The sequence below is a fragment of the Aeromonas sp. QDB25 genome (assembly GCF_027707725.1).
Lineage (GTDB): Bacteria > Pseudomonadota > Gammaproteobacteria > Enterobacterales > Aeromonadaceae > Aeromonas > Aeromonas caviae.
Window position 1 is genome coordinate 26,734 of record NZ_JAPCIZ010000007.1, and the last position, 13,321, is coordinate 40,054.

Consider the following 13,321-nt stretch of genomic DNA (forward strand, 5'->3'; position numbering starts at 1 on the left):
TGCGGGCCCGACACTGCGGGCCCGCATGCCTCGTCATTGTGCGAGCCGTCCGGCCGCTTTGGCCTCGGCATCCCAGGCGGGGACTGTGGTCTTGAGGAACTGGGCCTTGTCGCTGTTCATCTGCTTCATGTCCATCCCAAGAGCGGCCTGGGCCTTCTCCTTGCTGGAGATGTCAGGAATGGCGATCTCGTGGCTGATCCCCTTGGCGGCCAGCAGGCGTGCCAGCTTGGTGCGGGCGTCGGCGGCCTTGTCCAGGGCGGTTCCCAGCATGCGCAGCGCCACTTCCGGGGCGTGCATCTGCACCCCGTGGGAGGCGATGGAGAAGTCCCAGCGCCATTGGGCGTGACGGATATCCTGCAGAATGTCCTTCATCTCGGCCTCGGTGGCACCGGCATCCCAGGCGGCCTTGGCTTCAAAGTGGGCGTGCACCAGCTGCTTCTCGACTTTGAGCTTGATTTCGGTGACGGCGTCCTTGCGCTGCTTGACCACCCCTTGCAGCATCTCCTTGCTCTGGGTGTGGCAGTTGCGGCAGGTCTGGTCGAAGCGATCGAAGGGGTTGCCTACCTTGTGGTCGGTGTAGACCTTGCCTTGCTCGTTCTGCACCTTGGGCATGTGGCAGTCGACGCAGGCGACGTTGTTCTGGCCGTGAATGCCGGCGCGCCAGGTCTCGTACTCCGGATGCTGGGCTTTGAGCATGGGGGTCTTGGAGAGGGCATGGGTCCAGTCGGCAAAGCCAATCTCGTCGTAATACTCTTCCATCTGCTCAACAGTCGTACCCTTGTCCCAGGGGAATTTCACCGCCTTGGTGGGGCCGCTGAAGTAGTACTCCACGTGGCACTGGCCGCACACCTGAGACTGCTGATCGAAGCGTCCCTGCTCCTTGAACGGCTTGCCGATGGCGGTCATGGCCCGGTCGGCATAGGGACGGGAGAGGTGCAGGGCGGGTTTCCCTTCCTTGAACTCTTTCGAGGCGGTGTCGTGGCAGTCGGCGCAGCCGATGGTGTTGACGATCTCCGGTCCGCCTTTTGCCCACATGCCCTTGAAGTAGCCATCCTCACCCTTCTCGTCGATGACGCGGGCCACGTCCGGGCCTTTGCAGCTCCAGCAGGCCATGGGCAGCGGACCGTCTTCGGCAGTCTTGGGGGCGCCGGTACGCAGGGTTTCCCGCACGTCGGTCAGCGCATAGAAGTGGCCGCGCGGCTTGTTGTAATCCTTGGAGAAGGGGTAGCCGGCCCAGAGCACCACCATCTGCGGATCTTCCGCCAGGGCGTCGGTGCGCTCGCGGCTCTCGCTGGTGCCTTTCCAGCTGGTGAACTGATCGGTGTGATCCTTGGCGAACAGCTCGCTGCGCGCCTCGATCTTGCCCTTGCTTTGTGCCTCGTCGGCCGCCTGTGCCAGACTGCCAGCGCCCAGCAGGGCGGTCAGCAGCAGGGCTGCCAGTCCTGGTCGAAATAGCTTGTCATATGAACCCACGGTCATCACTCCCAGATAAAAGTCCATGTCGGGCCTGACCGTTCCATCTTGGTGTGGACATCTGTGCTCATCATCGACGGGCATGGCAGGCCGATCCATTGTTATGGCTGCATTTAAATCGGTGTTTATGCAATTGCTCGGGGGGATAATACCAAATGGGTAAAATGGATAATTATTTATCCCCGTGGGAGTTGCGCTAGATCAATTGAGGGGGGGGAGGGATGCCAAAAGTGCGATCCAGGTGGAATTATTGAACCTCATCCGAGGGTTATTTCCACCCGTTCTCTTTTGATGAAAATAGGTAAAATCGATGTTCATCATGTTGGCGAGGAGGGCTGGGCGAGAGGCGGCGGAGAGATACACCGCATGCAGAGAGAGAATAAACTGCTGATATTGAATTTAAATTCAATATTAAGCTTGCGAAGGGGTGAGGGGGAGGCTTCGGTTTTCCATCACCATGGTCCCTGTCAAGGGACTTTGTGACAGAAGCTGTCGTAGAAATGGGTGCCAAGAGAGCCATCTGTTTTCATGAAAGGGAAAATAAGGGCTTTATTCCAGCATATTCGCGGCTTGATAGCGTCTTATTGAATTTAATAGGACGGTTGGCGGCATTTACTTTCGATATTTTCGAAAATGACGAAGGGTTATAGGGGGTTATTGACGGTAAAATAGCCGCCTGTCACGGAGACTTTCCCTTTACGCTTCATGTGCTGGGAAGTCTGTGTTTACCCGTTGGAGGATATATGGCCGAGCTGCGAATCGATAAACCGACTCTTATTGCCAAGGTGGAGGGCGCTGTGTTTGTGATGGATGCGGACGGCTCTTTGCGCCGTGCCACCCCTGGCATGCAACTGGAGCCCGGGATGCGCCTGCTCACCGAATCCGACGGACAGGTGGAGCTGGCGGAGGCGGGCAGCGAACGCCCCGAGCCCACCTAGCACGAGGCGGTACTGCCCGCCGGTGCCGATGCCGAGCTGGCGAGCCTCCAGGAGGCGATCCGTCCGGGGGCTGACCCGACCGAACTATTCGAGGAGACCGCGGCCGGTAACGCGGCGGCCGGTACGGTTGGCGGTGTGGCCGGCTCCAGCGCCAGCGGTTTCGTGGTGGTGGATCGCATCAATGATGCGACTCTGGCCGAGGCGGGATTTGACACCAGCCATGAGGCGCTTCAACCGGGCGACGAGTTGCTCTATGCCGAAGATCAGGATCTGCTGGCAGCCATCACCATCACAGAACCCCAGACCGATGACAACATCATCAATGCCGACGAGGCGACCGGCGTCATCATTCGCGGCTTTGTCGAGGATGTGGAAGTCGGCCAGACCGTCACCGTCACTCTGATAGATCAGGATGGCAATCGCCTGACCACCACCACAGTGGTGCTGCCCGGCTTCGTCTGGGAGGCAAACTTCGGCGACGTCACCGGCAAGCTGGTGGACGGCCCCCTGACCATCCAGGCCGATACCCAGGATGCAGCCGGCAACCGGGCCAGCGACACCGGCCAGACCCTGCTCGACACCATCACCACCATTACCCTGGATTTGGCGGACGAGAGCGACACCGGCACCAGCCAGACCGATGATCTGACCCGCGACACCACACCGCTACTGCAAGGGAAGGGGGAGCCTGGCGCTACCGTTACCCTGACCCTGGAAGGCAAGGTGATGGTCGTGCTCACCGTGGATGGCAACGGCAACTGGCAATATCAGATCCCCGATACCCTGGCCGATGGCGCCCATGATTTTCGCGTCGATGCGGTGGACATCGCGGGCAACCGGGCCAGCGACACCCTGACGGTGACGGTGGATACCCGTGCAGCCATCGACATCGACGATCTCGATACCGACAGCATCCTCGGCCATGACAAGGTCACCCTGAGCGGCAGTACCACGGACGTGGAGGCGGGGCAGCGGGTGACCATCACCCTGGTTGGCCAGAATGGCCAGACCCTCTTCAGCGGCAGTGCCCTGGTGGGCAGTGACGGCCGCTGGCAGCTCAATGGCCTGGATCTCACCACTCTCTCGGGCCCCTACGAGGTACGCGCCGAGGTGACGGATCTGGCGGGCAACCGGGTTATTGACGGGGCTCCCCTCATTGGTCAGAGCGATACTCTGACCCTCTCCGAGGCGGATCTCGCCAAGGGGCCGGTGAGTGCCACCGGATCCCTGCACACCGGTGCCGGGCTTGATGGCAACCTGCAGGTGAGTTTTGCCGCCGATCAAGGTGCCCTCAATCAGCTTGGCCTGACCAGCCACGGGACGGCGCTCGCCTACCAGGTCAGCGGCCAGACCCTCACCGCCAGCGCGGGGGGCGTGACCGTCTTCACCCTGACCCTGGCCAACGACGGCAGCTATCGCATCGTCTGGAACCAGAGCCTGGATCACGGCCAGGATAGCCTGAGCCTGCCCTTTGCCCTGGAGTACCGCGACAGCGACGGGGATCGGGTGAGCGCCAATCTTACCGTCAACCTGGTAGACAGCACACCACCGGACTTCACCATCGCCCCCATCAGCCTCACGGAGGATGATTTCACCAATCCGGCGGCGGTGGTGGGACAGAGCCAGTTCGTGGTGGGCCATCAGTCCGATCCCTTGGTGGCAACAAGTGCCGTCTTCGCGGATCAGAGTGCAACCCTGGCCCGTCTCAACGGCAGCGGTATCAGCAGCGACGGCCACGCCTTGACCTTCGAATTCACCGGTGATCGCCTGCTGACGGGTTATTACCTGGATGGCAATGGCAAGCGGGTCGAGGTGCTGAAGGCCGAGCTGACTGCCAGCCAACATGGCAGTGATATCGACGGCAATGTCACCGTCTCCCTCAATGGGCCTCTGGATCATCAGGGCAGCGACCAGCTCTCCCTCGGGCTCACCGTTTCCGCCAAGGAGATCGACGGCGACGAGACCCGCGCCGATCTGGTTGTCTCCATCAGCGACGGTGTGGATCCCCGCCTTGGCATCGATAGCGGGGTCACCTTGCAGGAAGGGGCCTCGGGCCAGACCCTGGATGGCCAGTTGCCGGTGAGCGTGGGCAGCGATCGCCTGGTGTCGCTCAATTTCGAGGCGAACCAGCCTGGCCTGAATGGCCTCACCAGCGGCGGTCAGCCGACCCACTATCAGGTCAACGGCAACGTCATCACCCTGCTGGATGCGGGCGGCAAGACCATTCTGACCGTGACCCTGGGGCTGGATGGCAAGTACCAGGTGGCGCTCGATGGCGTGCTGGATCAACCGGTCAGCACCAACAGCGTCAACCTGGGGCTGCAGGTGCAAGGCACCGACTTTGACGGGGACAAGAGCAACCTTGGCACCCTCAATATTCATATCACCGACGGCGTGCTGCCCCAGGTCGACCCCGTCTCCCTCACCCTGGTGGAGGACAGCGACTGGAGCGCAGCCCAGACCCTCACCGGGGATCTGGCCATCACCGCCGGGGCCGATCCCTTGGTCAACATCGCATTCGATGCCAGCCAGCCTGGCCTGCAGGGGCTCACCAGCGGCGGCCAGCCTGTGATCATCACCATCAGCGGCAACAGCATCAGCGGCGCCGTCAACGGCCAGAACGTCTTCACGTTGACGCTGGATCAGAACGGTCACTACGTCTTCACCCTGAACCAGCCGCTGGATCAGGGGAGTGCAGACAGTCTGCTCAAGGCGGGCTTCACCCTCACCGACAGTGACGGAGATAAAGTCTCCTCCACCCTGAGCGTTGCCATCGGCGACGGGGCGAATCCGGTCATCAGCGCCGTGACCGGCACCGAGATGACGGAGGCGAACCAGGGGGCGAAGGATGTGGTGAGCCACATGAGCTTCACCGTGAGCCACGGGGCTGATGCGCTCGACACGAGCAGCCTCAAATTCGATATCGCAGCCATTCAGCAGAGCCTGGATGGCAAGTACAGCAGCCATGGCAGCCCGGTGACCTTCACCCTGGATGCCAGCGGCGAGCTGGTGGGGACCAGCGCCGACGGCCGCGAGGTGCTGCGGGCCGAGCTGGATTTGGTGGAGAGCAACGGCAACTGGAGCGTCACCGCCAAGGTGGCCCTGGGGGCCGAGCTGGATCACCAGGGCAGCGAGTCCCTCGACCTGCCGCTCACCGTCACCCTGACCGACAAGGATGGGGACAGGGTCTCCACCGACTTGCCGCTCACCATCAAGGACGGCCATGCGCCGCACTTCGTGGCGGGCAGCGGGGTGAGCCTGGATGAGCGTGGGCTCGACGGCCACAACACCCTGACCGGCACCGGCCACTTCCAGGTCAATGCGGGCTCTGATCGGGTGAGCGAGGTGTCGTTTGCCGACATCAGCGAGCAACCAGCGCTGACCGCCCTGGGCCAGAGCGTCAAATACGAGCTGGTAGACGGCGATGCCAGCATCCCGGGCAACCAGGTGCTGAAGGGCTATGTGGAAGTCAATGGTCAGCGCGTCGAGGTGCTTCAGGTCGAACTGGTGGGCAAGCTGGACAACGCCGCCAGCAACGGTTTTGACTACAAGGTGACCCTCTATCAGGGGGTTCACCAGAGCGGTGGCACTGCGACCGACCTGCCGTTCAAGCTCAACATCGTCGACAGCGACAAGGGAAGCGGCAACAACGACAGCACCACGGGCACCCTCAACATCCGCATTTCGGAAGGGGACAAACCGACCCTCAGCCTGACCGGTGTGACGGTGAGTGAAGGGCGCTTCGATGGCGCCGCCAACAACCAGACCGGCGATGATCAGCATGCCACTGGCACCCTGACCATCACTGCAGACTCCGATCCCGTGGTGGACGTGCGGCTGACCCTCTCGGGCCAAGTCGTGGATGGGAGTGGCAAGGCCATCACCCACAACGGCGAGACCCTCACCTGGCAAGAGGTGGCGGGCAGCAACGGCCACAGCTTCCAGGCAGTGACTGCGAGCGGCACCCTGGTGCTGACGGTGACCCTGCCGAGCGTGCCGGGGCGCATCGAAGCCCACACCCAGGCAACCCTCGATTACCAGGTGACGGTACACACCAACCTGGATCACGGTGCCGACGACAAGCTCAACCTGAGCCTGCCGGTGAAGGTGACCGACAGCGACGGCAGCGTGATCACCGGTAGCACCACGGCGGTGATCACCGATGCTGCGGATCCCGTGATCACCGCCATCGAGGGGGTGACCGTCAAGGAGTCGGACCTCAACGGGGGCAGTGGCCAGCATGGGGGTACCAGCCCGTCAGGCACGGGAGAGGTTGCCATCGGCCAGGTGACGATCGCCGCCGGGAGTGACCGGGTGGTTTCCCTGCAACTGGATGTAGCCCGCTTCAACGCCCTCAATACCCTGACGTCGGGGGGCAAGGCGGTCACCATAGGGGCAGACAGCCAGCCGGGTGTCTACCTTGGCAAGGACAGCGCAGGCAAGCTCATCTTCAAGCTGACCCTGGATGTGTCCGGCCGCTACACCTTCGAGCTGACCGGCAACCTGGATCACAGCGTCCAGGGTAAGGATCTGCTGGATATCCAGCTGCCATTGCAGGCACGGGACAGTGACGGGGATCTGAGCGCCGAAGTGATCGGTCATGTGAGCGTGCAGGACGACGTGCCGGTGGCCGTGGACGCGAGCAAGACCCTGAATGAAGGGGCGAAAGTGACCGGCGATCTGCTGGCCACTGCCAGCGAGGGGGCGGATGATGCGGTGGTGAGAGCGGTGACCATCAATGGCACCGAGCACCCCATCGCCGCCACAGGCAACACCACCATCTCGGTGACAGATGGCACGGGGCAGATCATCGGCACCCTGGTGATCAATGCCGAGGGTGACTACAGCTTCACCGCCAAATCAGGCATCGATCACAGCAACAGCACCCTGGTACAGCAGATAGGCTTCCACCTGGTGGATGGCGACGGAGATACCGACGACGGTCTTCTGACCCTGACCATCCGGGACGAGGCTGGCAAGCTCACCGTGAGCGCAGTCACCGGCCAGGAGGATGCGGGGGCGAGCGATCCGGGCCAGGGGATCCCCATCACCATGAACCTGGATGTGGGGGATTTCGATCGGGGCGAGCATGTGGAACAGTTGCTTATCCAGGCGCCAGCCAACGCCCAGGGCACCTTCTATTTCAACGGCGTCGCACTGACCACCATCACCCAGGGGGGCAAGACCTGGTATGAGGTGCCGCCCGCGGCCATGGTGGCGGTGGCCAACACCGATGACAAGTTCCAGCTCACCGGTGTCACCTTTGTGCCGAACCACGACTACTCGAGCTACAACAACGGAGGTGCTGCGCTGCGCTTCCCGGTGCAGTTGCAGGTGGGGGTCACCGAGGGGAGCAAGCCCCCGGTGTTGACCGGCAATCTGGACATCACGGTGCAGGGCATTGCCGACAAACCCCTGTGGGATGTGGGCAGCACGCACCAGCACTACACCACGGACGAGGACAGCAGCGGCATCGCCCTCAACGTCAAGGCGGGTCTCACCGATACGGACGGCTCCGAGACCCTGAGCTACCAGATCAAATGGGCGTCCGGCCAGGGCACGCTGACCCTGAACGGCAAGGTGCTCACCCCGGGGGCGAACGGCCTCTATACGGTGGCTGGTGGCGACATCAACAAGGTGACCGTGGTGCCCGGCAAGGACTACAGCGGTGACATCAAACTCATTGTGACCCCGGTGAGCACGGAGAAAACCCCGGTGGTGACCGGCAAGGAGACGGCCCTCGGCGATCCGCTGGAGGTGATTGTCAACGTGAACCCGCTGGCGGACGACGCCAAGCTGACGGTGCGCGAGATCCAGGGCAAGGAAGATACCCTGATCGATCTGGGCAGCAAGATTGGGCTCGCCCATCTGGGAGACACCACGGATGGCTCCGAGCAGCTGTTCGTGCGCATCAGCGGCCTGCCCGCCGGTGCCACCTGCTGCTGGGCGGGGTGGCGGTCACTCTGGATACCAACGGCTACTACGAGGTGCCCTATGACCGCATCAATGACCTCAAGCTGCTGCCGCCCAAAAACAGCAACGTCGATTTCGATCTCACCATCAAGGGGGTGGTGAAGGACACCGCCATCCTGACCGATGCCAGCGGCCAGACCCACACCGTGGTGAACGAGAAGGAGACCGGCAGCCAGAGCCTGCACGTGGATCTGGTGGGGGTAGTGGATGAACCCCATTTCGATCTCAATACCACCGACTGGACCCAGGATGGCAACGGCTACAGCATCACCATCCAGGAGGATGGCCGGGCACCGCTGGACTTCAAGCTCACCTCGGGGGAGTGGACGGATACCCCGCTCGATCACTCGGAAACCCTGAACCTGGTGCTGGAAGGGCTGCCGGAAGGGGCCAGGGTATTCGACGGCAATGGCAAGGAGCTGACCCTCAACCTTCGCCGGGCTCGATGGCAAGGGCAATCCCCTCTACCAGGTGGATGTGACCAGCCTCGGCAACCTGCAGATCCAGCCGCCCCTCAACAGCACCGCCGATCTGCACCTGGTCGGACACGTGGTGGTGACCGAGAACGACGGCGATCACAAGAGCTTCGACGTGCCCCTCACCATCAAGGTGGAGCCGGCCATCGACGCCACCGACTATGCCAAGACCAGCCATGGCCTGGAGGATCAGTTCACCGTCCTCGACTGGCAGCCTGACCTGACCGACGGCGCCGAGAAGGTGACCCACCTCAGCCTCTCCGGTATCGAACCCGGGTATGAAGTCTGGATCCGTGTGGGCGGGGTCGAGACCCAGCTGACCGTGAGCGGCGGCGCCGTGGAGTTGAGCGACGCCGAGCTGCAGAACCTGCTCGGAGGTGGCCAGCTGCTGGTGAAAGGGCCCGAGGACAGCGACAGGGACACCACCCTCCAGAGCCATGTCACGGTGACACAAGTGGATGTGGACTCCAGCGCCACCGCCCAGAAGGTGATCGACGGCACCCTGCATGTGGATATCCAGGCGGTGGTGGAGCCCGATGGCAACCTGGTGCAGACCGGTCAGCTGGAGAGCCCGGACGGGCACGACATCCCGCTGGACGGCGTCTTCGTGTTCGAGGATCTGGACCCCAGCAGTGATGAGGTCATCGACTACCTGGTGATCAGCGATCTGCCCCCCGGCTTTGTTGTGGTGGGGGGGATCAACGATGGTCAGGGCAACTGGACCGTGCCCCATGACGCCCTCGGCAGCTACGCCTTGCGCTCGCCGGATGGCTTCACCGGCACCGTCACCTTCAAGGTGAGCGCCAGGGTGATCGACCTTGGTGACAACAACGAGGGGGATGTGAGCGCCCCGGCCTATCGGGAGATCACAGCCAGTGCCGACTTCCATGGTGCGACCCACTCGGGCCAGGTGGCCGCCGATGTCGATTTTGACAACAGCGCCCCCATCACCGGGGTGGAGGATCACGGCGTCAACTTCGGCAGCCAGCTCAAGCAGATGGTGACCCTGGGCACGGCGGACAGCGGGGATGACGAGCTCAGCATCGTCATCACTGGTCTCCCCCCGGGCGTCAACGTACAGGGGCTCACCTTCGACTTCGTCAACGGCGAGTACCTCATCAAGTTGCCGGGTGGCCTCGATGATCTCGACCGCCTGACCCTGACCCTGCCGCAAGACTATGCCGGTGACGGCCTGCACTTCAATGTGCGCCTGGTCAACACCGACACCGTGAGCGGTGACACCAAGATGGTGGAGAAGGATGTCACTCTCTCCATCACCCCGGAGGTGGACATCAACGGCGGGGCGGACGGCCTGCCGGAGCTGCAACTGAACGTGAAGGACGTAAACGGCGACGGCCAGCCTGACAACCTGGAAGACACCGACATTCATCTCGATCTCTCGGTCAAGCTCGCCGACATCAGCCCCTCGGTGGCCGATGGCGGTTTCGAGACCGTGGAGCAGGTGGTCGTGACCGTGGATCCCCAATATGGTCACTTCTTCGACAAGAACGGCCAGCCGGTCTCCACCCTCACGGTGAACGACCCGGCGGATCTGAAGGATCTGGTGTTCGTGCCCAAAGAACACTTCAGCGGCAAGGTGCCGCTGGCGGTGACGGTGGATATTCTCGATACCGCCACCACGGGCAAGGATCGGGGGAGCTGGAGCGGCAACGTGAGCTTCGAGGTGCTGCCGGTGAACGATCCGGCCAACCTCACGGTCCAGAACGTCACGGGCCAGGAAGATGGCAGCGTGAGCCTGGGGGGGCTGGGGGCCAGCCTCATCGACAACGATGGCTCCGAGCAGATCGTCGGGCTGCAGATCAAGGGGGTGCCGGATGGCTTCACCCTGTCCGCCCCGGCGGTCAACATCGGCGGTGGGGTGTGGCAGGTGCCTGTGGGCACCGACTTCTCCAAGCTGACCCTGATCCCGCCTGCGGACTTCAGCGGCACCGTGGATCTGACCCTGAGCGCCTTCACCCTGGACAAGGGGCTGACCCTGCCCCTTGAAACCAGTGCGGGCTTCACCGTCAATCCGGTGGGGGATGCGGTCATCACTGACATGCAGGAGCAGGCGAGCGGCACCGAAGGGGATGTGATCACCCTGAACCTGGGGGTGGAGACCCGGGATACCCAGGCCACCGGCGGCAATGCCGGCAATGTGCACGAGAACGGGCCCGAGCAGGTGCGCGTCACCCTGGAAGGGGTGCCGGACGGGGCAGAAATCCGCCTGCCGAGCGGGGTGAGCGGCACCGTAGTGGATCTCGGCGGTGGCCGCTGGCAGGTCACCACGGACGGCGGCAAGCTCGACGCGGTGGAGCTCGTGACCAACGACGCCAACGGCGCCATGGCGATCAAGGTGACGGCCCAGAGCCTGGACAACGGCGCCCTCGGCCCCGAAGTGAACGGCACCATCCATCTCGATGTGAGCCCGGTAAACGACGCCCCCGTCAACGTGCTGCCCGATGATCCCCAGGTGGCACAGGAGGACGAGCCGTTCGTCATCCAGGGTCTGCAGGTCAAGGACGTGGATGCGGGCAACGGCATCATGGAAGTGCGCCTCTCGGTGGAGCACGGCACCCTGACCCTGCCGGCCGGGAGCGGCGTGACCCTGACCGGCAACGGTACCGGCGATGTGGTGCTGACCGGCACGCTGGCGGATCTCAATGCCCTGCTCTCGGGCGGCGTCACCTATCAGGGCGACCCGGACTTCCATGGCAATGACGCCTTGACCATGGTGACGGACGATAGGGGCAATACCGGCAGCGGTGGCGCCCTGAGTGACACCGATGTGCTGCCCATCCTGGTACAACCGGTCAACGATGCCCCCGTCAACCAGCTGCCAACGACGCCCCAGGTGGCGCAGGAAGATCAGCCCTTCACCATTCACGGGCTGCAGGTGAGCGATGTGGATGCGGGCAACAGCCCCCTCTCCGTGCTGCACGGCACCCTGGAGCTGGCGGCGGGCAGTGGCGTGACGGTGAGCGGCAGCGGCAGCAACACCCTGGTGCTGAGCGGTTCCCAGGATGCCATCAATGCCTTGCTCGCAGGGGGCGTGACCTATCAGGGCGAGCAGGACTTCAATGGCCAGGATGCCCTGACCATGGTGACCAATGATCTTGGCAACACCGGCAGCGGTGGTCCCCTGAGCGATACCGACGTGCTGCCCATCGAGGTCGAGCCGGTCAACGATGCCCCTGTCACTCAGGTGCCGGGCTCATTGCAGGTGAAAGAGGATGGCTCCCTGTCGCTCACCGGGATCAGCGTGAAGGACGTGGATGCGGGCAGCGCCCCCATCTCCATGGTGCTGCGGGTGGAGCACGGTGTGCTGACCCTGCTGGGGGCGGCAGGCGCCGTCTCGGTGCAGGGGGCGGGGACCAGCGTGGTGACCCTGGTCGGGTCGCTCGATGATCTCAACGGCCTGCTGGCAGGCAACCTGCACTACGAGCCAGCCAGGGACTTCTGGGGTCAGGACAACCTGAGCATCACCACCTCGGATCAGGGCAATACCGGTGCCGGTGGCGTCCTGACCGACAGCACCCAGATTGCCATCCAGGTGACGGCCGAGCCGGACGATCCCCAACTGGGGGTCGGCACCCACGATATCCTTGCGCTGCAAGGGGCCTGGGTGCCGCTCAACCTCAGCGCCAGCGTGGTCAATCCTGCACCGGGCGAGCTGTCTGTGCGGATCCAGAACCTCGGCAACGCCCAGGTGGTGGACGAGCACGGCCAGAGCGTCGGCCACGCGGATGGCAACGACTGGTTGCTGCCGATGGACCAGTCCGTGCCCATCTACCTCAAGGATCTGCCGGCGGGGGATCATGCCCTCACCCTGAGTGCCGAATCCAGCCTGGGTGGCAGCACCCTGAGCTCGGCCACGGAGACCATCACCATCCACAGCCAGAGCGGCCACGATCTGCTGGGCTCGGATCAGGGGGACTGGCTGTTCGGCTCCTCAGGCAATGATCGCCTCCTGGGCGGCATGGGGGATGATGTGCTGCGGGGCGGTCAGGGCAACGACATCCTGACCGGTGGCGCCGGCAGCGATCTCTTCGTGTGGGGCAGTGGTGACGAGGGGACGACGGCCTCTCCGGCGATAGACACCATCACCGACTTCCGTCCCCAGGAGGGGGACAGGATCGATCTGGCGGACCTGCTAAAGGGGGTGACCGACAACAGCGTGGATGGCCTGCTGGGTCATCTCCAGGCATCGGTGACCAGCACCGGCAATGGCCTGAGTGACGTGAGCCTGTCGGTCTCCCCGGCGGGGGATGGCAATGTCACCCAGCAGATCACCCTGAAGGACGTGGATCTGAGTGGCTGGAACCTGAGCGGCTCCTCCTCTCACGACATCCTGCAATCCATGCTGGATCAGCACAGCCTGATCATCCAGCACCCCTGATGGGGTGAGATGATGCAAAGAGCCGGCGAATGCCGGCTCTTTTTTTTGGCTGAATATGCTGG

The 13,321-nt window shown here is 63.3% G+C and carries 4 protein-coding genes; 3 read left to right on the forward strand and 1 reads right to left on the reverse strand.

Annotated features, from left to right (window positions below; genetic code table 11):
* Positions 1 to 33: 33 nt before the first annotated feature.
* Entirely contained in the window at positions 34 to 1,479 is a 1,446-nt protein-coding gene (nrfA, locus tag PG883_RS03965) for an ammonia-forming nitrite reductase cytochrome c552 subunit (protein WP_104453292.1), read from the reverse strand.
* A 737-nt stretch (positions 1,480 to 2,216) separates the two neighbouring features.
* Between nrfA and PG883_RS23910 the strand changes: the two genes are divergently transcribed.
* The 3 genes from PG883_RS23910 (at position 2,217) to PG883_RS23920 (ending at position 13,259) form a co-directional block, all read left to right on the forward strand.
* Complete coding sequence (locus PG883_RS23910) at positions 2,217 to 2,411, forward strand: hypothetical protein (RefSeq protein WP_213319250.1); 195 nt, start codon at positions 2,217 to 2,219, stop codon at positions 2,409 to 2,411.
* Between the two features lie 36 nt (positions 2,412 to 2,447).
* Positions 2,448 to 8,486 carry a retention module-containing protein gene (locus PG883_RS23915; protein ID WP_406568199.1) on the forward strand — a complete coding sequence of 2,013 codons (6,039 nt, stop codon included), beginning with the start codon at positions 2,448 to 2,450 and terminating at the stop codon, positions 8,484 to 8,486.
* Between the two features lie 375 nt (positions 8,487 to 8,861).
* Complete coding sequence (locus PG883_RS23920) at positions 8,862 to 13,259, forward strand: type I secretion C-terminal target domain-containing protein (RefSeq protein ID WP_406568577.1); 4,398 nt, start codon at positions 8,862 to 8,864, stop codon at positions 13,257 to 13,259.
* The last annotated feature ends 62 nt before the right edge of the window (positions 13,260 to 13,321 follow it).

What these genes read in the sequence shown, in the direction of transcription:
- nrfA (WP_104453292.1), bottom strand. Translation starts at nt 1,479, where the DNA reads ATGACCGTGGGTTCATATGACAAGCTATTTCGACCAGGACTGGCAGCC.
- PG883_RS23910 (WP_213319250.1), top strand. Translation starts at nt 2,217, where the DNA reads ATGGCCGAGCTGCGAATCGATAAACCGACTCTTATTGCCAAGGTGGAG.